Source organism: Streptomyces sp. NA04227 (genome assembly GCF_013364195.1).
Lineage (GTDB): Bacteria > Actinomycetota > Actinomycetes > Streptomycetales > Streptomycetaceae > Streptomyces.
The window spans coordinates 4,684,215-4,703,900 of the sequence record NZ_CP054918.1; the positions used below are offsets into that span (position 1 = coordinate 4,684,215).

Here is a 19,686-nt window from a genome sequence, read left to right on the forward strand (position 1 = left end):
GGCCCGCCCAGAGCGCGCACAGGTTCTGTCAGTGCTCCCCAGTACTCTCCCCACCATCGATCACCGACCGTGAGGAACAAGAGAGTTGACCGCCCTGACCGCTTTCCCGCTGCCCTTTCAGTCGTCCCGTTCCACCGGGTTCGCGACACCCCGAACGCTGAGGGAACTCCAGATGATGGAGTGCAGCGCTCACATACGGGCGAAGCCGGGGTGGTTCGAGAAGAGGAACGACGCCGACATCGTCGCCAAGTGGACGCGGGAAGCGATCGCCCAAGGCCTCACCGAAGCGCAGGTGCGCTACGTACTCGCCGAACTCGCGCATTACGCCGCGCTGCGGGACGAGCGCACCGGCATCGAGGTGTCCACCGTCGACGGCGTGTGGCACTCGGACGCACTGGTCGAGGACTCTCTCGGGTCCCGGCTGCGGGAGGCGGTCCGGGTTCTGGAGGAGGTTCCCGAGGCGGAGAAGGACTGGCACCCCGGGTCCGACGGGCAGGTGCTCGATCTCGTTCATCCCTCGCTGTTCTGCCTGGTGAACGGGGTGAGCGGCGGGCCCGAGCGGGCCTGGCGGAATCCGACGAACCGCTACGCGCGGTACGAGTTCTCGGAGAAGTTCCAGTGGCTGCCCACGGACGTCGACGTCCGCGAGGACGGCGAGGTCGTCTTCCGGTCGTACGTGAACAACGTGCACCCCGAGGATCACCGCGAACTGGCCGCCGTACTGCCGGAGTTGTTCGCGCGTATGCGCCCGCTGTTCGAGAACGTGCTCACCGATCTGCGCCATCCGCGGCCGCTGCGGATCGAGGCCGATCCCTACGGGTGGTACGACTCGGAGCCGGAGTATCCGGACAAGGACTCCTACAGCGATGACGCGGCCTACCAAGAAGCCGTCCGTACCTATGAAGCGGCCCAGGACGACTGGTGGGAGAACCGCTGCCCGGTCGTCCCGGACGCGCCGGACTTCACCCCGCCCGAGGTGCCCGAGGACTCCGCCCGAATAGACCTGCGCGGCCGTCGACTCCAGGTCATCGTCAAGCTCGCCACGATTCAACTCACCCCGGACAAGCCGGAGTACGACGGCGGTTCCTGGCACGTCGAGGGGATGCTGAACGAGCGGATCGTCTCGACCGGGATCTACTACTGGGACAGCGAGAACATCACCGAGAGCACGCTGGGCTTCCGGGCGGCACTCGACGACCCGAGCTACGAACAGAACGACGACAACGGTGTGCGTGAGGTCTACGGCCTGGAGGACGAGGACCAGCTGAACCAGGACCTCGGATCGGTGTCGACCTCGGCCGGTCGCTGCCTCGCGTTCCCGAACGTCCTGCAGCACCGCGTCGGCTCGTTCCGCCTGACCGACCCGACCCGGCCGGGGCACCGCAAGATCCTCGCGTTCTTCCTGGTCGACCCGTCGGAAACGATCGTCTCCACCTCCGATGTGCCGCCGCAACAGCCGTGGTCCGACACCTCGACCATGACGCTGGAGCAGGCCAAGGGCTACCGCGAGGAACTGATGCGGGAACGCAAGTTCTTCGTCGCCGAGCACAACGAGGAGCTCTACGAGCGGGAGTTCTCCCTCTGCGAGCACTGAGCCTGGGCAGCGTGGAGGACCTGGACCACGTGGACCCTTGAAGTCCGGCTGAAGCATGGGGTGTTGGGGGCTGGGCCAGGGCGCGTCTCTTCGACTGGCTGGCTGGCTGGCTGGTCGATCGGACGCGCCCGTCCGACGAGCGATTACTGAGGCCCGATCCGTTCGGCCAGAGCGACGATGATTCCCGAGGGGCCGCGGAGGTTGCAGAGTCGGTAGACGTTCTCGTACTCCGCCACCTCGCCGAGGAGTTCGGCGCCGTGGCGGCGCAGGCGGGCGATCGTGTCGTCGATGTCGTCGACGGCGAACATGACACGGTGCAGGCCCAGCGTGTGGGGCGGCGGGTTCAGCGGTCCGGTGGTGATCGCCGCGGGGGCGTGGAACTTCGTCAGCTCCAGCTTGCCGTGGCCGTCCGGGGTGCGCATCATCGCGATGGCGCTGCGGACACCGTCGAGGCCGACCATCCGGTCCGCCGCGATTCCCTCGATCTCCGCCTCGCCTTCCAGCTCCATGCCGAGCTCGGTGAAGAAGGCGACGGCAGCCTTCAGGTCGTCGACGACGATGCCTACGTTGTCCATCCGCTGAATCGTCACGGGGGTGCTCCTTGGTCGGTCGCGCAGTCCGTTCCGGCTACTGGTACCCCTGGGACGAAGCCGGTGCCGCATTTTCGACACTCGGAAGTGTCGATGCCCTGACGTCGATGCCCTGACCTGGACTACCGACTGGCCCGGTCTCCGGTCCTGCCGGCGGCCCTGTCCACCATCGCCCCGGCAGACCCGTCGGGTACGGGCGGCGCCGCAGTAGTCCCGGTACTCCCGGGACTCCCGGTACTCCCGTTACGCCCCTCCCTCGTGGCCCCCGCCACCGGCCGCGCCGACTTCATACCGGACGTACCTGTGCCCGCCCCCGGGCCCACGCCGTTGTCCGCGCCCTTCCGCTTCAACCGCCCGTCCCGCCCGTCCTTCTGCCCCTTGCGGGAGCCGGACGCCGCAGCGGACTTCCCAGACGTCCCAGACGTCCCAGACGTCCCAGACGTCCCAGACTTCCCGGACTTCCCGCACTTCTCCGCCGGCGGCAGCATCGGGAAACTCCCGGTGCTCGTCGGCGCGTGCTCGGGCAGGAACAGCACCGCGACCGCGCCCTGGGCGGGGGCGTCCTCGGGTGCGCCGGGCCGTCGTACGTTGCGGAAGGTGAGCTCGGCGCCGAGGACGCGGGCCTGTCCGGCGGCGATGGTGAGTCCCAGGCCGTGGCCGCGGCCCGCCCGGTCCTTGCTGCCGGTGCGGAACCGGCTCGGGCCCTCGGCGAGCAGTTCCTCGGGGAAACCGGAACCGTGGTCCTGCACCCGCACCATCCGCCCGTCGACGGTGATCTCGACCGGCGGCGCCCCGTGCCGCGCCGCGTTGGCGAGCAGGTTGCCGAGTATGCGTTCCAGGCGCCGGGGGTCGGTGACGACCTCCGACTCCCGTACGACATGGACGGTGACATTGGCGTCGGAGGTGCCGATCCGCCGGGAGACGAACTCGCCGAGCAGGATGCCCTGGAGCTCGGCCCGTTCGGCCGCGCTGTCCAGGCGGGCCACTTCGAGTACGTCCTCGACGAGTGTGCGCAGCGCCTGCGCGCGGTCCTTGACCAGTTCGCTCGGGCGGCCGGGCGGCAGCAGTTCGGCGGCCGTGAGCAGGCCGGTCACCGGGGTGCGCAGCTCGTGCGCGATGTCGGCGGTGACCCGGCGTTCGGCCTCCAGGCGTTGCCGTAGCGCGTCGGCCATACCGTCAACGGCACGGGCCAGGTCGTCGGTCTCGTCGCGTACGACTCCGCCTATGGCGTCCCGTACCCGTACCTCGGACTCGCCCTGCGCGACCTCTCGCGCCGCGGTGGCGGCCTTGCGCAGGCGGCGCGAGAGCTGGCCGCCGATGAGGACGCCGAGCGCGCAGCCGCCGAGCACGACCGAGAGCGAGCCGATCCACAGGGCGCGGTCGAGGTCGTTGAGCACGGTCGCGTTGCGGTCGGGGAAGGGGCTGTGCACGGACAGGACGCGGCCGTCGGCGAGCGGCACGGCGGCCCAGATGTCCGGCGCGCCGGAGGCCGTGACATAGGTGACCCGGCGCCCGGCCTCGGCGCGCTTGCGCAGCTCGCCGGGCATCGCCTTGTCGTCGATGCTGGCGCCGAACTGCTCACGGCCGCTGTTCTCGTAGATCCGCTGGGCGTACTGGATCCGCTCGTCCTGCATGTCGCGGGCGTTGTCCAGCATCGACACCTGGGCGGCGTTGTGCACCACCAGGCTGAGCGCCAGCGCCACGAAGGCGCCGACCAGCGCGATGGCCGCGCTCATCTTCCAGCGCAGCCCGCCGCGCAGCGAGGCGCGTACCCGGGCCGCGATCCGGCCCCGCATCTTCCTCACCTGCGCCTCCTCACGCCGGACTGCCTGTCGCCGTCACCGGTGCCGTCTTCGGTACGTGTCACGTCCGCTCAGCCCCGCAGCTTGTAGCCGAAGCCGCGGACCGTCTCGATGCGGTCCTGGCCGATCTTGGTCCGCAGCCGCTGCACATGGACGTCGACGACCCGGGTGTCACCGCCCCAGCCGTAGTCCCAGACGCGTTCCAGGAGCTTGTCCCGGGACAGTACGGTGCCTGGCGCCCGCGAGAACTCCAGGAGCAGTCGCATCTCGGTCGGTGTCAGCGAGACCAGCGCGCCCGCGCGCCGGACCTCCATGCCCTCGGTGTCGATCTCCAGCTCGCCGAAGCGCAGCGTCCCGGACCCGGCCGGTTCCTCGGCGGGCCGGTCGGTGTCCCGGGCGGCGGCCCCGCCCGCGTGCCCGAAGCGGCGCAGCACGGCGCGGATACGGGCGACCAGTACGGCACCGTCGAACGGCTTGGTGACGTAGTCGTCGGCGCCCGCCTCCAGGCCGAGGACGACGTCGATGGAGTCGGCGCGCGCCGAGAGCATGATCACCGGCACCGTGGACTCGTCCCGGATGCGGCGGCACAGGCTCACCCCGTCCAGGCCCGGCACCATCACGTCGAGCAGGGCGATGTCGGGCCGTACCGCGCGGAAGGACTCCAGACCGTGCAGTCCGTCGGCGACCGCGGTCACGCTGAATCCGTCCCGCTCCAGGGCGAGTTGGGTCGCCTCACGGATGACGTCGTCGTCCTCGACGAACAGGACGTGCGTCTGCTGGTTCATCGCTGGCTGCCGTTCTGCTTCTCTGTTCCGGGGTCGGGTCGGTCCGGGCGGTTGTGTCCGGGTCGGTGACCGGGGTCAGTTCCCGGCCGGGTTCTGCGGGTCGCCGACCACATTGCTGTAGTCGGTCTGGCTTCTGCCCCGCACCGTGAAGCGTCCGTCGGCCCACCCGTAGGTGAGGACCTCTTCGCTGGACGGGTAGGAGACCGGGTCGTTCTCTCCGTAGAACTGCTGGGTCACGACGAGCTTGCCGTTGTCGATCTCCGCGTACACCGGCGGCGTCTCGGTCTCGAAGACGTGGACGTACTTACCGTCCACGAAGCGGTAGACGTACGTACCGATGCCGACCGCGTCACCACAGGTCATGACGTTGACCACGACGTCGTCGGAGCGGCCGCCGGTGAGCTTGCCGTAGCTGACGTCGACCGGGTACTTGCCCTCGTCGCCGCAGGGCTCCAGGTCCTGGCGGATCTGCCGGTCGACCTTCGGGTCCCTGCGGACCAGTTCCACCGCGTCGACCTTCGAGGAGGACGGGGTCCTGGACCGCGAGACGGGCTCGCTGCTGCTGCGCACCGGACCCTCGTCACGGACGCCCGTGCCGTCGGTGCCGCAGCCGGTCACCAGGACGCCGACAGCGGCGAGCACGACCGTGGTCGCACTCGCCGCCACTCCCGATTTCGGTACTAGGCCGCGCACCGTTCAGCTTCCTCATCCCCGACACTGCCGATGTCGCAGTGTTCGCCGTGTTCCTCGCGGACGCCCCGCTCGCGCCCCACCCCGGCGTCCCTGCGCTCCAGCTCCTCGCGGAGCCGGGCGAGTGCGCGGTGCAGCGTGCTCTTGACGGTACCCGCCGACATGCCGAGCGCGGCAGCGGTCTCCTGGGTCGACATCTGCTCCCAGTGTCGCAGCACCACGACACTGCGCTGCTTCGGTGCGAGCACCGTCATCACGTCGCGCAGGAGCTCACGGTCGGCCTGCTGCTCGCTGCTGTCCTCGACGCTCGACTCGGGCAGCTGCTCGGTCGGGATCTCCTCCAGCTTGCGGGCGCGCCACCACTCCGTACGGGTGTTGATCATGACGCGGCGCAGATAGGCGTCCGCCAGCCGCTTGTCGGCTATGCCGTCCCAGCGCCCGTAGGTGCGGACCAGAGCGGTCTGCAGGAGGTCCTGGGCCTCCACCGGGTCGGGCACCAGCCGGCGGGCGCTGCGCAACAGAGCGTCCTGCCGCGTGCGGACGTACTCCTCGAAGTCGAGCACCTCTCCCTGCGCCACTGAAACCCCTCCGGTTCGCCGTCCGAATCGCTGGTACCTCGCCGGTACGGGAAGGACGCTACGGAGGCGTTGTCACGGCGCTGTGCGGACGAGCGCGCGGCCGACGCACGGGCAGCCGTCGGTTGTGTAACGGCAGGCGGAAACCGGATGAAGCCGGAAACGGGGCGCCGGAAACACGGAAAGGGAGGGAATCCGGATGCGGCGGGCCGGTGAAGGAAATGCTGCCGCGAGGCGAAGGCGAAGCCGAGAAGAGACCGAAGGCGACGCCGAAAAGAGGCCGCAAGGGAAGGCGGGACGAGTGGTTGAGCGCGGGCCGGTGCCCGGCCTCAGGGAGGCCGGGCCGGGGCCTTCGGCTCAGCGGACGGGGCCGCCAGGGGTACGGGTCGGCAGGCGGTACAGGCCGCCCGGGAGGGGTTCGACCAGGCCGTCGGCGACCAGGCCGTCGAGTGCGCGGGCGCGCTGGATGCGGTCGTCCCAGACGCGTTCCAGTACCTGGCGCGGCACCGGGCCGGAGGACTCGCGCAGTACGGCGAGGAGTTTGCCGCGCACCTGGCGGTCGGTGCCCGCGTAGGCCTGGGTGCGCCGCGGCGGGCCGACGTGTTCCGGTTTTCCGGCCAGCCGCCAGGCGCAGTGCTCGGAGATCGGGCAGCCGCCGCAGTTCTCGTTGCGCGCGGTGCACACCACCGCGCCCAGCTCCATCGACGCGGCCGCCCAGCGGGAGGCGGTGTGTTCGTCCTCGGGCAGCAGCGCGCGGGCGAGGCGGCGTTCGGCGGCCGTGGTCGCGTTGGGCGGGTACTGGCTGCCGGTCACCGCACGCGCGAAGACCCGGCGCACATTGGTGTCCAGTACGGCATGCCGCTGCCCGTACGCGAAGGAGGCCACCGCCGCGGCCGTGTACTCGCCGATGCCGGGCAGCGCGAGCAGCTGCGCGTGCTGGGCGGGTACGTCGCCGCCGTGGCGTTCCGTTATGGCCAGCGCGGCCCCGTGCAGCCGCAGCGCACGCCGCGGGTAGCCGAGGCGGCCCCAGGCGCGCACGGCTTCGCCGGGTGCCTCCTCGGCGAGGTCGGCGGGGCGGGGCCAGCGGGTCATCCATTGCTCGTACACGGGCAGCACCCTGGCGACGGGGGTCTGCTGCAACATGAACTCGCTGACCATCACTCCCCAGGCGCCCGCTTCGGGGCGCCGCCACGGCAGGTCGCGAGCGTTGTCCTCGAACCACGTGATCACTGGTTCGTGAAGTGCGCGGTGCGCGCTGGGTGTTTCGGCAGCTGTGCTCTGCAAGGGCTTCGTTGGCGCAGTCATGGCACGGCCGATCCTGCCACGCGCGGCGGCCCGGACGTCAGACGCACGCCGCTGCGGGCGCGGCAACACCCCGGGCGGAGCAGTCGGAGTCGGCGGTCGAAGCCGGCAGTCGAAGGCGGAGGTGAGTGCCCGCCGCCGCGCGCCCGGGCGGGCGGCGGACAGCGGGCGGACGGCACGGGGGCTCCCCCGCGGGCACCGCGGCGTCCGGTCTGGACGGGCGGACCGGCGGGCGGCGTTCAAAAACGTCGTCCGGTGCACGGCCCCTGGGGGCACCCCCTGCTCGAACTGCTCGAAGAGCTTGGGGGAGTGCGTATGCAGGACACGTCCGCTCGCCGGTCTCGGCCCGGTGGCGCTTGTGGGGAGCGCCACGTCCGGGAATCTGGTCCTGGTCCGCACGGAAAGCAAGACAACTCGGCCGTCCGGTTTTTAACCGATGACCTCGCGGAAGTTAAGCCCGCTGACCAGCGTGTGCGGCGTGCGCGGCGAAGTGACGTGTGTCGCAAGGCGGGTGACATGTCTCGCACGAGGTGCCCGGCGTGCCGCGCACGGCAGGGGGCGGGTGGATGAACAGCCGGTCTTTTGTCGGGGTACGGGAGGAAAAGGTGACCCGGCGCCACCCGGAATCCATCCCCGGCCCCCGCATCGGCTAACTGATGTGGGGCCATTTGTTAAAAGCGCGGGCGTTGGGGGGCTTGTCAGTCCGGTGGCCGGGATCGCACATTTATGGGCGCCGGTCCTGTGTCGCACCGACCATGCGGAGAACGAGGGACTGCCCCCACCGCCCGGAGAAACCCGTGTCCCCATTCAACGACGAGCATGCGCCGACCCCCGCCGGAGCGGGACAGTCACGGGAGGAGGGTCCGGGCGGCCCAAGTCCCCGCGGCGCGGACCCGGGCGGCGCGGACCCGAGCGGGGGGAGCCCGGTCGTCGGTACGGCGGGCGACGGCGCGACCGGTGAGAGTGTCTGCTCCGGCCCCGCTCCGGCCGTCCGTCCCCCCGCCCCGCAACCCCCGGTCGAGCGGCGCGAGTTCGCCGAGACGCTGCGGGCGGCGGTACGCAGGCAGGGGCTCACCCTGGAACGCATCCGGGACCGGCTCGCGGCGCGCGGCATCCGGCTCAGCCCGGTCACGCTCAGCCACTGGCAGCGGGGCCGCAGCAGGCCCGAACGCCCGTCCTCGCTGCGCGCCGTGCACGAACTGGAGCACATCCTCGGCCTGGACGCGGGCGCCCTCGTCTCGCTCCTCACCCCGCCCCCGCGACGCGGCGCCGCACTGCTCCCGGAGCCCGACAGCCGCGCGATCGAGGAGTTCTACGGTCCCGACTCCGCGCTGCAACGCCTCATCGACGGCCCGCTTGAGCAGTACAACGCGGATCTGCGGTCCGTCAGTCTGCGCGAGACGATCCACCTGGACCGGCGGGGCTACCAGTACCGGCAGGCCGTGACGCACGTCTGCCGTGCGGTGCGCGACGGGGTGGACCGCCTCGTCGTGGTGCACAACTTCGACGACCTGCTTCCCGCGGCCGTGGACATGCAGGTGGACTGCGGGGCGCTGGGCAGCCTGCGGTTCGACCGCTCCGTGCACAGCCTGGTCGCCGAGATCCACTTCGGCCGCCCGCTGGCCAAGGGCGAGACCGTGCTCGTCGAGTACGCGCTGCACCTGGAGGACTGCGCCTCGCCGGGTACGTACCACGAGCGCCGGATGGTCACGCGGATGCGGGACTACCTGCTGCACATCCGGTTCCACCCGGAGGCGGTCCCCGAGCACTGCGTCGCCTACTACCGCGAACGTCTCGACGGCGGCCGCCAGAAGGTACGGCACATCGGCGTCGACCCGTTCCACGGCCTGCACTTCCTCCCCTCGGCCTGCGACCCCGGCGTACACGGCGTCTCCTGGCAGTGGCCGTCCCGGCGCCCGGAGGGGGAGCGGGAACGGTAGGGGTAGTGGTTAGGGGGAGGGGCGAGGTTCGGAGATACGGCGGGCCTGAACTGCCTTACAAACAGGGTGAAGTGGCGCATAGTCACCCCAACTGACCTTGCTGGTACGGGTGTTCACCTGTGCTTGAAAAATGATGATCGGGAAAAGTTGTCCTTACGGTGGCGGGTGGCGCCGGACAACGCCCCGGACTCTCGTACAGTTTGGGCGTGGGATCTCTGCGCAATCCTGTCGGTCCGTTGCCTTCGACCATCTACTGGCGAAGGAGGGCGATTCTGCTTGCCCTAGTCGTGGTGCTCGCGCTCCTGGTGATCTGGGCGGTCGCCGCGAGCGGCGGGGGCAGCGACGACTCCGGGGCGGACGCTCCCGGCAAGGGCGGTGGACCCGCGAGTTCCATCACGCCCGGCCCCTCCGGTACGGGACCCGCGATCAGCCAACACCCGGGCGGGCGCGACGAGTCGGACACCGGCGGCGGTGAGGGCGACGGTGGCGAGGACGGCGGTTCCGGCGGCGAGGGCTCCGGTGACGAAGGCGGCTCGGGCGGCTCCGGCGGTGGTGCGGGCGGCGCGGGCGACGGCCGTCTCCCCGAGGGCAGCTCGCTCGCCAACTGCCCTGCGAAAGCGGTGAAGTTGACGCTCCGCAGTGCCAGCAACCGCTACGCGCCCGGCGAGACGCCGCGCATCGAGATCACCGCGAAGAACTCCTCGGACAAGGACTGCAAGGTCGACCTCGGCGGCCGCAAGACGGTGCTCACGATCACCAAGACCGAGGGCGACGTGGCCATTTGGTCCTCCGAGGACTGCCCCAAGGGCGACGCCGCCTTCCCCGTACGCGTACCGGCCGACGGCAGCGCCACCCGCACCCTCACCTGGAACCGCGACCACAGCGCCCCCGAGTGCGCCACGCCGAAGGACGGCCCGGCGACCCCCGGCACTTACCTCGCCGAGGCGAAGGCGCCCGGTGTGGCCAAGGCGCAGACCTCGTTCGTACTGAAGGCGGACTAGCGCCAGCCCCCCGTCACACCGCAGCACGTCGCGAAAAGCAGGGTTCGCCGCGGAAGTTCTGGTGCAGAATCCCCCAGGGCATGGGCTTTCGGGGGGCGCGCATGGAGATCCGGGTCCGCGTGGAGTCCGCCGACGGGGCGGAGAGCGGTGAACTGACCCGCGCACTGGCGGATTGGCTGGCCGAGGACCGCGACGTCGGGCGGTACGCGGAGATCGGCAGGATCCGGCACCGCGAGACGCGACCGAGCGGCGCCATGAGTGCCGACCCGATGACCTGGGTCCAGCTCCTCACCTCGTCCGGCTTCTCCACCGCGGGTCTGGTCTACGCGCACATGGCGTTCCGGGCGTCCCTGCCGCGCCGCCAGCGGTCGGTGCCCGTGGTCATCGAGTGCCGTGGGGTACGGGTCACCGTGCGGGACGCCTCGCCCGAGACGGCGGCCCGGATCGCCGAGGTACTGGCCGCCCCGGAGCCCGGCGGCGGTGACGCGGAACCGGACGGGCGAGAGGACGGGCGGTGACGCTCCCCGACCCGGAGAACAGCCGGGCGGTGGTGATCGGGATCGACGCCTACCTGCGGCTGGAACCGTTGCCCGCGGTGCGCCGTGGACGGGACCGCCTGGTGGCGCTGCTGCGTGACCCGGACGTCTGGGGAATCCCGGCGCGCAACGTGACCGTACTGGGCGCGGACGCCACCCGGGACCAGGTACTGACCGCCGTCAAGGACGCGGTCCGCGAGACCACCGACACCCTGCTGCTCTACTTCGCCGGACACGGCCTGCGCGATCGCGGGGCGCAGCAGTTGTACCTGGCGCTGGCCGGTGCCGACGACGAGCACCCGCAGATCGGGGGCGTCGCCTACCAGGACATCCGCCAGATCCTGATGGCCGGGCACCGGGCGCGACGCCGGATCGTCATCATCGACTGCTGTTACAGCGGGCTCGCCGGAAGCATGGGCACCGACCGCGTCAGCCGGGGCGAGCTGTACGACACCGCCATCGAGGGCAGCTATCTGCTGACCTCCGCGTCCAGCACCCAGCGGTCGTTCGCTCCGGACGACGGCGCGTATCCGGAGTTCACCGGCGAGCTGATCGGCATCCTGCGGTACGGAATCCCGGGCGCGGACGACGAGTTGACCCTCGACGAGGTGTGGCAGGCCACGCGGGCCGCGCTGCTCGCTCGCGGCTCGCCGGAGCCCCAGCAGTTCGGGCAGAACGCCCTGGGACGGCTGCCCTGGGTCAGGAACCGCGCGCTCGCCCCGGGGGAGGGGCCACTGCCGCGGCGGCTGGCCGGAGACCCGTTGCTCGTCCGGAGATTCGCCACGGCGGCACGGGACCGTGCCCGCCAGGGCACCGGCGCCCGGCCCCGTTCGCGGAGCGGACCGAAGCCCCTGTGGTGGGGCCTGGTGGCGCTGCTCGTGATCCTCGCCGCGACCACTCCGCTCTGGCTTCGGGACGACGACGCCAAGCCCGAGAGCCGCCCGTCCTCCTCGGCGCCCACGCCGGAGGCGACGAACGCCGCCCGCCCGTCGGCGCCCGCGACGAGCCCGGAGCCGGAGCCACGGCCGAGCCCCTCGAACCCGGACACGGTGGGTTCGGGCCAGGTGCGACTCACCCTCAGGAGGACCTTCGAGGGCCACACGGACTTCACCACCGGCGTCGCCTTCAGCCCCGACGGCACCCTGCTGGCCAGCGCAGGCGGCGACGACAAGACCGTGCGCCTGTGGGACGTCGCCACCGGCGAACCGATCCGGACCATGACCGGCCACACCGACTCCCTCACCAGCGTGTCCTTCAGCCCGAACGGCGCCGTCCTGGCCAGCGCGAGCACGGACCGGACGGTCCGGCTGTGGGACGTGGCGACGGGCCAGGAGATCCGGGCACTGACCGGCAGCAAGGGGGCGGTGTACTCGGTGGCCTTCAGCGCCACCGGGGACAAGCTGGTCAGCGGTGGCCAGGGCAACGAGGTGCGGGTCTGGGACGCCGGGGACGGCGAACCGCTCGACGTCTTCACCGACCACACCGACGACGTCCTGTCCGTCGCCTTCGGCCCCCAGGGCGACACGGTCATGAGCGGCGGCTACGACCACGCGGTGAAGGTCTACGACCTGGGCGGCCAGTGGACCTGGAGCGACGAGGACACCTTCCACGACGCCGTCACCGCGGTCGCCTACAGCCCCGACGGCACGGTCACGGCCGCGGGCGGCTACGAGAAGACCGTGCGCCTGTGGAACGACGCGGACGACCCGGACAAGAGCATCGAGCTCACGGGACACACGGAACCCCTCACGTGCCTGGCCGTCAGCCCCGACAACAAGATCCTCGCGAGCGCGGACTCGGTGTCCCTGCGCTTCTGGGACACCCGCACGGGCGACTCCCTCGGCGAGGTCAACCACCCCGGCTACATCAACGAGTTCGCCTTCAGCCCCGACGGCAGCATGGTGGCCACCGCGGGGGGCCGGTCCGTTCAGCTGTGGCGGCTGGAGAGGTGAAAACGGACGCTCTGGACCGCCGGAAGGGCGGTCAGCCCAGCCACTGCCACAGCGCCGCACCGATGACGAACAGGATCACGGCGGCTTCCAGCCACTCGGTGACTCCCCAGCGCTCACTACCGCTCGCCTTGCTGTCGCCCGCCTGCTGCGGAGTCTGCTCCGTACCGTCCGTCTGGTTCTCCGGCATAGGTGCTGCTCCGTATCGGTGTGGAGGGAGGGGGAGGGGGGAGGGGCCGACGGGCCATGGTCAGGATCACGTCATGTCGGCACTGGAACCGTAGCGCCAAGTCACGGTTCCGCCAAAGGAGTTCGGGGCGGGGTCGGCGTGAGGTGGTTGCCCTTGCCGCCCCACGCGTCCGCCGGATCCGTGGCGCCTCGCCCGGCTTGCCTTGGAGAGCGCTCCAACTCGTAGCGTGCGAAGGGTTCGCCACGCGTCCCCGCGTGCTCGCGAACGCAACTCCCTTGCACAGCTTCGGCACACAGCTCCCGTACACAGCTCCCGTGCACAGCTCCCGTACACAGCTCCGAGAGGAACATCGTGCGCTACACGCTCTTCGGCAGGACCGGTCTCAGGGTGAGTGAACTCGGCCTGGGCGCAATGACGTTCGGGACCCAGGAGGCCGGAGCGGTCGGGAAGGAGGTGAGCGGGCGGCTTCTGGACCTCTACACCGAGGCGGGCGGCAACTTCGTCGACACCGCCGACATCTACATGGGCGGCACCTCGGAGAGCGTGCTCGGCGAACTGCTCGAAGGGCGCCGGGAGGAGTACGTCCTCGCCAGCAAGTACACCTGTACGACCCGTCCCGGTGACCCGAACTCCGGCGGCAACCACCGCAAGAACCTGGTGCAGTCGGTGGAGGCGAGCCTGCGCAGGCTGCGCACCGACCGGCTCGACGTGCTCTGGGTCCACGCGCGGGACAACCACACCCCCGTCGAGGAGACGATGCGTGCCCTCGACGACCTGGTACGCGCCGGAAAGGTGCTCTACCTCGGCGTCTCCGACTGGGCCGCCTGGGAGATCGCCCAGGCCAACACCCTTGCCGAGCTGCGGGCTTGGACCTCCTTCGCGGGCTCCCAGCTCCGCTACCACCTCCTGGACCGCTCCCCCGAACGTGAACTCCTGCCGCAGGCAAGGGCGTTCGAGCAGGCGGTGATGGTCTGGGGCCCGCTGGCCGGCGGCCGTCTCACGGGTAAGTACCTGCGCGGCGAGAGCGGACGGTTCAACCCGTCCGGCGGCAACGGGCAGGGCGGCGACGGAAGTTCGGGCAACGAGCGCGAGGACCGTATCGTCACCGAGGTGGGCGCGATCGCCGAACAGGGCGGCTGGAGTCCGGCCCAGGTCTGTCTCGCCTGGCTGCGCACCCGCCCCGGCAACATCGTCCCACTGCTCGGCGCCACCAAGGAGAGCCAGCTCAAGGACAACCTCGGCTGCCTCGACGTGCACCTGGACGAGGCCGCCCTGACCCGCCTGGACGAGCTCAGCGCCGTACCGCTGGGCTTCCCCCACGAGTTTCTGTTGGAGCCCCGGGTGGTGCGGACCGTGTACGGGGACAAGGGGGCCGACATCCAGCGGCGGAGCTGAGGAAGGGTGGCGTTTTGGGCGGGCTCGCGGCCGTGGGGTTCAGCCTCTGCGGCCCGCGCCCCGCCCGCCGTTCCCCTTCCCGCCGCCCCGGTTGCGCGGGTGCTCACGTGCGGTGCGCTCGTTCCCGAAGCGATACGCGCCGGTCCAGCGCGCCATCACCAACTGGGGGTCCCCGGAGCCCACTTCGGCCAGGAACTTCTGCGCCCGCCCGCCGCGCAGGGTCGCGGCGGTGCGGTGATGGTGCGTGATGACGACCGTGTCGCCGCGCTGCTCGTACTGGAATCCGGAGGGTGCTGGCACGGGCAGGATCCTAGGGACCGAATCCCGACGGCACGACTGAATTGTGCGGCGCCCCGGACGAGCCGCGGCCGGGGCACAGGCATAACGGGCGGCAAGGGGTCCTGCCGCGCGGCCTCGTACGTACCGCTGGACGTACCCCTAGACGTACCGCTCCAGAATCGACGACTCCGCCAGCCGCGACAGCCCCTCACGCACACTGCGGGCGCGGGCCTCGCCGACGCCGTCGACCGTCTGGAGGTCGTCGACGCTGGCGGCGAGGAGCTTCTGCAGGCCGCCGAAGTGTTCCACCAGGCGGTCGATGATGGCGCCGGGCAGGCGCGGGACCTTCGCCAAGAGGCGGAAGCCGCGCGGGGAGACCGCCGAGTCCAGGGCTTCGGGGGAGCCCGTGTAGCCCAACGCGCGGGCGACCGTGGGCAGTTCGAGCAGCTCGGCGTGGCTCAGCGAGTCCAGCTCGGACAGGGCCTCGTCGACCGTACGGGAACGGCGGGCGGTGGGCTCGGGGACGTAGTCGCGTACGACGAGTTCGCGGTCCGGTTCGACGCCCGCGATCAGCTCCTCCAGCTGGAGGGCGAGCAGACGGCCGTCGGTGCCGAGCTCGACCACGTACTCGGCGATCTCGGTGGCGATCCGGCGGACCATCTCCAGGCGCTGGGAGACGGCGGTGACGTCGCGGACCGTGACCAGGTCCTCGATCTCCAGGGCGGAGAGGGTGCCCGCGACCTCGTCGAGGCGCAGCTTGTAGCGCTCCAGGGTGGCCAGGGCCTGGTTGGCCCGGGACAGGATCGCGGCGGAGTCCTCCAGGACGCGGCGCTGGCCGTCGACGTAGAGGGCGATCAGGCGCATCGACTGGGAGACCGAGACCACCGGGAAGCCGACCTGCTTGGAGACACGGTCGGCGGTGCGGTGCCGGGTGCCGGTCTCCTCGGTCGGGATGGTCGGGTCGGGTACCAGTTGCACACCGGCCCGAAGGATCTTGGTGATGTCCTTGTCGAGGACGATGCCGCCGTCGAGCTTGCACAGCTCGCGCAGCCGGGTCGCGGTGAACTCGACATCGAGGACGAAACCGCCGGTGCACATGGACTCGACGGTCTTGTCCCAGCCGAGCACGATGAGGCCTCCGGTGTTGCCCCGGAGGATCCGCTCCAGGCCGTCACGCAGCCCGGTGCCCGGTGCGACGGCGCTCAGCGAGGCACGCATCAGCCCATCGGCGGCGGAGATCCCGCCGGATTTGCCGGGAGTCGCTGCCCGGTCGTTGGCTGCCACTGCACTCCTCGGGTCGCAGGTTCTTGGGCTGCCCCTCGGCGAGCGACGGGCGAGACCGGGGCAAAGTCTACCGGCGCTCGCTCTCCTCCTGCGGGGCCTTACTTCGACGTGAACGCGGAAGTACTCGCAGAGCATCCCCCATGTCCGCGACTTCCGTGACCTTCATGCCCGCCGGGATCCTCCCCGGGTCGGCCGGTACGAGGGCGTGGGTGAAGCCGAGACGGTGTGCCTCGGCGAGTCTGCGCTGCACGCCGGTGACCCGCCGCACCTCGCCCGCGAGGCCCACTTCGCCGATCGCGACCAGGTTCTTCGGCAGTGGGGTGTCGCTGGCGGCGCTGGCCAGGGCGAGGGCCACGGCCAGGTCGGCGGCGGGTTCGGAGAGCTTCACGCCGCCGACCGTCGCGGAGTAGATGTCCCGTTTGCCGAGGGCGCTGATCCGGCCGCGCTGTTCGAGCACGGCCAGCATCATCGAGACGCGTGAGGTCTCCAGGCCCGAGGTGGTGCGGCGGGGCGAGGGGATCTGCGAGTCGACGGTGAGCGCCTGGACCTCGGCGACCAGGGGGCGGCGGCCCTCCAGGGTGACCGTCAGACAGGTGCCCGGCACCGGCTCGGCGCGGCGGGTGAGGAACAGGCCGGAGGGGTCGGCGAGGCCGGTGATGCCCTCGTCGTGCAGTTCGAAGCAGCCGACCTCGTCGGTGGTGCCGTAGCGGTTCTTGACGCCGCGGACCAGGCGGAGCCGGGCGTGCCGGTCGCCCTCGAAGTGGAGCACCACGTCCACCAGGTGCTCCAGCAGGCGCGGGCCCGCGATGGCGCCGTCCTTGGTGACGTGGCCGACCAGGAGGGTGGCCATGCCGCGTTCCTTGGACGCGCGGATCAGCGCGCCCGCGACCTCGCGGACCTGGGCCATGCCGCCGGGGGCGCCGTCGATCTCCGGCGAGGCGACGGTCTGCACCGAGTCCAGGATCAGCAGCGAGGGCTTCACCGCGTCCAAGTGCCCGAGTACGGCGGCCAGGTCGGTCTCGGCGGCCAGGTAGAGGTGGTCGTCGATGGCCTTGATGCGGTCGGCGCGCAGCCGCACCTGGCTCGCCGACTCCTCGCCGGTGATGTACAGCGTGCGATGGTCCTCGGCGGCCGCCTTCGCGGCGACGTCCAGGAGCAGGGTGGACTTGCCGACACCCGGTTCGCCCGCGAGCAGGACGACGGCGCCCGGCACCAGGCCGCCGCCGAGCACTCGGTCCAGCTCGGGCACACCGGTGCTCCGCGCGCTCGCCCGCGACCCGTCGACCTGGCCGATGGGCAGCGCGGAGGAGGTGACGCGTCCCGGTGCGGTGGTGCGCACCGCCGGGGCGCCGTATTCCTCGACGGTGCCCCAGGCCTGGCACTCGGGGCAGCGGCCGAGCCACTTCGCGGTCTGCCAACCGCACTCGGTACAGCGGTAGGACGGCCGGTCCTTGGCGGTTTTCGTACGGGCAGCCATGGAGGGAACCGTAGCGGTCGGTACCGACATGGGTGGCACGGGCCGGGGAAGGAGCGGGAGTTGAGGCAGGGCGTGCGGCGGCAGGTGCGGCGGCGGGTACGGCACGAGGTGCGGCCGGAGTGGCGCGCGCTGGGGGCGTGAACACGTTCGGATGAGCGCGCGCTGTGGTGCCGTACGCCGGGAATATGCCGTGGGAATGGGGCGAATGCGAGGTGCTCGCGTCCCCCTTCGAGGGAACTCTTCACCCGGACGAATTAAAAGTACGCAAGACGGTCGAAGCCGCCCCGGGGCGGGCCTACGGTCGCTGAGGTGATGAGCAGCAGGCACCAGCCCCCGACCCACTCCACCGGCGCGCACCGGGCGCACTCTCGCGGCGACGTGCGCCGCCGCACTCCGGCGCGCGACGGGGAGGTCGGTGGGGCGGAGGCCAGCGGCTCTGCTCACGAGGCGGGTGCGCCCGCTCATGAGGCGGAACGGTCCGGCACCGGTGGCGGGCAGGAGCCCGCGGGGCAGCAGTCCGAGGTCCAGCAGTCCGATTCCGGGCGCCGGTACGACGGGCGGCGGCACCCGGCGGTCTATGACGGGGAACAGCTCGACGGGCTCTTCACGTACTGCCTGTCCGTCCTGTGCGAGCACGATCTCGCCCTGGACGCGCTGGCGGACGTGCTGCGGGTGGCCGAGCGGCGCCGCGGCCCGGCCGTCGCCTCCGAACGCCGTGCCTGGCTCTACGCCCTGGCCCGCTGGTCCTGTCTGCGCGCCCTCGCCGAGGCCCGGCGCAAGCGCCAGGGCACGCACGCCGCCGCGCGCCACACCTCCCGCGCCGCCCACAGCAGTGACGACTCTTCACCGGGCGGCGCGGACCACTCCTCGCAGTCCGCCGACGCATCCGCGCCGCTCGCCGGCGGCCCTTCGCCCGAGACCGAATCCCTGCGGCGCCGTGAACTCGCCCTGCTCGCCTGGCCGGAGGCCGCGGGCACGACGTCCGAGCAGCGGGAGGCGCTGGAACTCTCCGTACGGCACCGGCTGGCGCCGCACGAGGTGGCCGCCGTGCTCGGGCTCGACCGGATCGCCACCCGCGAGCTGCTCGCCTCCGCCGCCTGCGAGGTCGAGCGGACCCGGGCCGCGCTCGCCGTCGTGGAACGCGGCACCTGTCCGACCGTCGCCCGGCTCACCGGCGACCACCAGCTCCTGCTCGGCACCGCCCTGCGCCGTGAACTGGTCCGGCACGTGGACGACTGCCCGCGCTGCCGCCGTACCGCCGAGCGCGCGGCACCCGGGGTGTGGCCCGGCACCAGCGTGGACCCGGCGCTGCCGATGGTGGCCGCGCCGCGTGCCGAGCTGTCCGTGCTCGGCGCGTACGCGCGCCCCGGCTCCGCGCGGGCCCCGCGTGCACACCGCGCACGCCGGGCGTCACGGTTCGGCGAACCCCGCTTCGACCGGCGCGGATTCCCCATGGACCCCAAGGACCGCGCCGCGCGCCGTGAGCGCCTGCGGGCGCGCGCCCTGACGAGTACGGTCGTCGCCGCGGTGATCGCCGCACCGGTGGTCGCGCTCTGGGCCGCCTACCGGGGCGCCCCGCTGACCGGCGAGGGCAGCCACGGACCCTCGGCCGCGGCGGCCGAGCGCGGCGGGCCCGACGAGACCCCGGCCGAGTACGAGAACGCCGGGAACGCCCGCAGTACCGACGGCTCCCCGTTCCCCGGCCTCGGGCTCGCGCCCGATGTCTCCGTGGAGGTGGTCAGCTCCGGCGCGAGTCCCTCCGAGAGCGAGTCGGGGCCCGGCCGCCTGAGCGTGGACGCCACGTCCGGCAACGGCCTCACCGAGATCACCCTGCGCGCCTCCGGCGGCGAACCCGTGCACTGGACCGCCGCACCGAGCGCCCCCTGGCTGCTGCTCAGCCGTACCTCGGGAACCCTGGAGCCCGGCGAATCGGTCACCATCCGGGTCCACGTCGACCGCGTGCGCGAACCCACGGGCCACTGGCGCGCCACCGTCGCCCTCGCCCCCTCGGGCGCGCTGATCTCCGTCGAGGGCTACGGCAGGTGGCGCCCGACGCCGACCCGGCCCACCCCGCCGAACACTCCGCCCCCGCACACCGGCACTCCCCCGGACACGCCGTCCCCGACGCGACCGCCCACCGAGCCGACCTCGCCGCCGCCCTCCGGCACCACCCAGCCGTCCACCCCGCCCCCGAGCAGCCCGAGTCCGACCCCCACCGCCTCCAACACGGGCCCGGCCGAGCCGACCGACTCCCCGTCTCCCACGGACGGATCACCGTCGCGGTAGAGCCGTACGGC

General features: G+C 71.7%; 16 protein-coding genes and 1 pseudogene. 7 read left to right on the forward strand and 10 right to left on the reverse strand.

The features are described from left to right. The first annotated feature begins 85 nt into the window (after positions 1-85). Positions 86-1,594 (forward strand): DUF4246 domain-containing protein, encoded by a 1,509-nt coding sequence (locus HUT18_RS20005; protein WP_176101972.1) that lies wholly within the window; start codon positions 86-88, stop codon positions 1,592-1,594. A 143-nt stretch (positions 1,595-1,737) separates the two neighbouring features. Here the strand turns inward: HUT18_RS20005 and HUT18_RS20010 are convergent, their stop codons facing one another. The 6 genes and pseudogenes from HUT18_RS20010 to HUT18_RS20035 all read right to left on the reverse strand — a co-directional run bounded on the left by HUT18_RS20010 (position 1,738) and on the right by HUT18_RS20035 (position 7,341). Continuing rightward, on the reverse strand, positions 1,738-2,169 hold the full coding sequence (locus HUT18_RS20010; RefSeq protein WP_176104674.1) for a VOC family protein: 432 nt from the start codon (positions 2,167-2,169) through the stop codon (positions 1,738-1,740). Between the two features lie 497 nt (positions 2,170-2,666). Continuing rightward, positions 2,667-3,980: pseudogene (cseC, locus tag HUT18_RS20015) on the reverse strand (two-component system sensor histidine kinase CseC); the annotation flags it as partial. A gap of 77 nt (positions 3,981-4,057) precedes the next feature. Beyond that, positions 4,058-4,771 carry a two-component system response regulator CseB gene (gene cseB / locus HUT18_RS20020; RefSeq protein WP_176101973.1) on the reverse strand — a complete coding sequence of 238 codons (714 nt, stop codon included), beginning with the start codon at positions 4,769-4,771 and terminating at the stop codon, positions 4,058-4,060. Positions 4,772-4,846: 75 nt separating this feature from the next. Then, positions 4,847-5,464, reverse strand: a complete 618-nt coding sequence (locus tag HUT18_RS20025; RefSeq protein WP_176101974.1) for a hypothetical protein — start codon at positions 5,462-5,464, stop codon at positions 4,847-4,849. Further along, the gene (locus tag HUT18_RS20030) at positions 5,452-6,039 is read right to left on the reverse strand and encodes a SigE family RNA polymerase sigma factor (RefSeq protein WP_254878717.1); all 588 of its coding nucleotides are present in this window, start codon (positions 6,037-6,039) and stop codon (positions 5,452-5,454) included. The genes HUT18_RS20025 and HUT18_RS20030 overlap by 13 nt, the downstream gene beginning before the upstream one ends. 354 nt (positions 6,040-6,393) lie before the next feature. Beyond that, the gene (locus HUT18_RS20035) at positions 6,394-7,341 is read right to left on the reverse strand and encodes an A/G-specific adenine glycosylase (RefSeq protein WP_176101975.1); all 948 of its coding nucleotides are present in this window, start codon (positions 7,339-7,341) and stop codon (positions 6,394-6,396) included. A 794-nt stretch (positions 7,342-8,135) separates the two neighbouring features. Between HUT18_RS20035 and HUT18_RS20040 the strand changes: the two genes are divergently transcribed. From HUT18_RS20040 to HUT18_RS20055, 4 genes are all read left to right on the forward strand, one after another. Further along, the gene (locus tag HUT18_RS20040; protein WP_176101976.1) at positions 8,136-9,278 is read left to right on the forward strand and encodes a hypothetical protein; all 1,143 of its coding nucleotides are present in this window, start codon (positions 8,136-8,138) and stop codon (positions 9,276-9,278) included. Positions 9,279-9,484: 206 nt separating this feature from the next. Next, the gene (locus HUT18_RS20045; protein WP_176101977.1) at positions 9,485-10,279 is read left to right on the forward strand and encodes a hypothetical protein; all 795 of its coding nucleotides are present in this window, start codon (positions 9,485-9,487) and stop codon (positions 10,277-10,279) included. 101 nt (positions 10,280-10,380) lie between these two features. Next, positions 10,381-10,797, forward strand: a complete 417-nt coding sequence (locus HUT18_RS20050) for a hypothetical protein (RefSeq protein ID WP_176101978.1) — start codon at positions 10,381-10,383, stop codon at positions 10,795-10,797. Then, positions 10,794-12,767, forward strand: coding sequence for a caspase family protein (locus HUT18_RS20055; RefSeq protein ID WP_176101979.1), 1,974 nt, complete (start codon positions 10,794-10,796; stop codon positions 12,765-12,767). Before HUT18_RS20050 ends, HUT18_RS20055 begins: the two co-directional genes overlap by 4 nt. A gap of 31 nt (positions 12,768-12,798) precedes the next feature. On the opposite strand, the gene HUT18_RS20060 is transcribed toward HUT18_RS20055, so the two are convergent. Then, positions 12,799-12,954: a hypothetical protein gene (locus tag HUT18_RS20060; RefSeq protein WP_176101980.1), complete on the reverse strand. Its 156-nt coding sequence runs from the start codon at positions 12,952-12,954 to the stop codon at positions 12,799-12,801. A gap of 351 nt (positions 12,955-13,305) precedes the next feature. On the opposite strand from HUT18_RS20060, the gene HUT18_RS20065 reads away from it, so the two are divergent. Further along, positions 13,306-14,349 carry an aldo/keto reductase gene (locus HUT18_RS20065; protein WP_176101981.1) on the forward strand — a complete coding sequence of 348 codons (1,044 nt, stop codon included), beginning with the start codon at positions 13,306-13,308 and terminating at the stop codon, positions 14,347-14,349. Positions 14,350-14,388: 39 nt separating this feature from the next. Here the strand turns inward: HUT18_RS20065 and HUT18_RS20070 are convergent, their stop codons facing one another. From HUT18_RS20070 to radA, 3 genes are all read right to left on the reverse strand, one after another. Then, entirely contained in the window at positions 14,389-14,649 is a 261-nt protein-coding gene (locus HUT18_RS20070; protein ID WP_176101982.1) for a hypothetical protein, read from the reverse strand. Between the two features lie 138 nt (positions 14,650-14,787). Next, a complete protein-coding gene (gene disA / locus HUT18_RS20075) occupies positions 14,788-15,912 on the reverse strand; it encodes a DNA integrity scanning diadenylate cyclase DisA (protein ID WP_176101983.1) in 1,125 nt (374 codons plus the stop codon). 67 nt (positions 15,913-15,979) lie between these two features. Then, entirely contained in the window at positions 15,980-17,389 is a 1,410-nt protein-coding gene (gene radA, locus HUT18_RS20080; protein ID WP_176101984.1) for a DNA repair protein RadA, read from the reverse strand. Between the two features lie 312 nt (positions 17,390-17,701). Here radA and HUT18_RS20085 point away from each other — a divergent pair, with 312 nt between their 5' ends. After that, positions 17,702-19,675 carry a hypothetical protein gene (locus tag HUT18_RS20085; RefSeq protein ID WP_254878718.1) on the forward strand — a complete coding sequence of 658 codons (1,974 nt, stop codon included), beginning with the start codon at positions 17,702-17,704 and terminating at the stop codon, positions 19,673-19,675. The last annotated feature ends 11 nt before the right edge of the window (positions 19,676-19,686 follow it).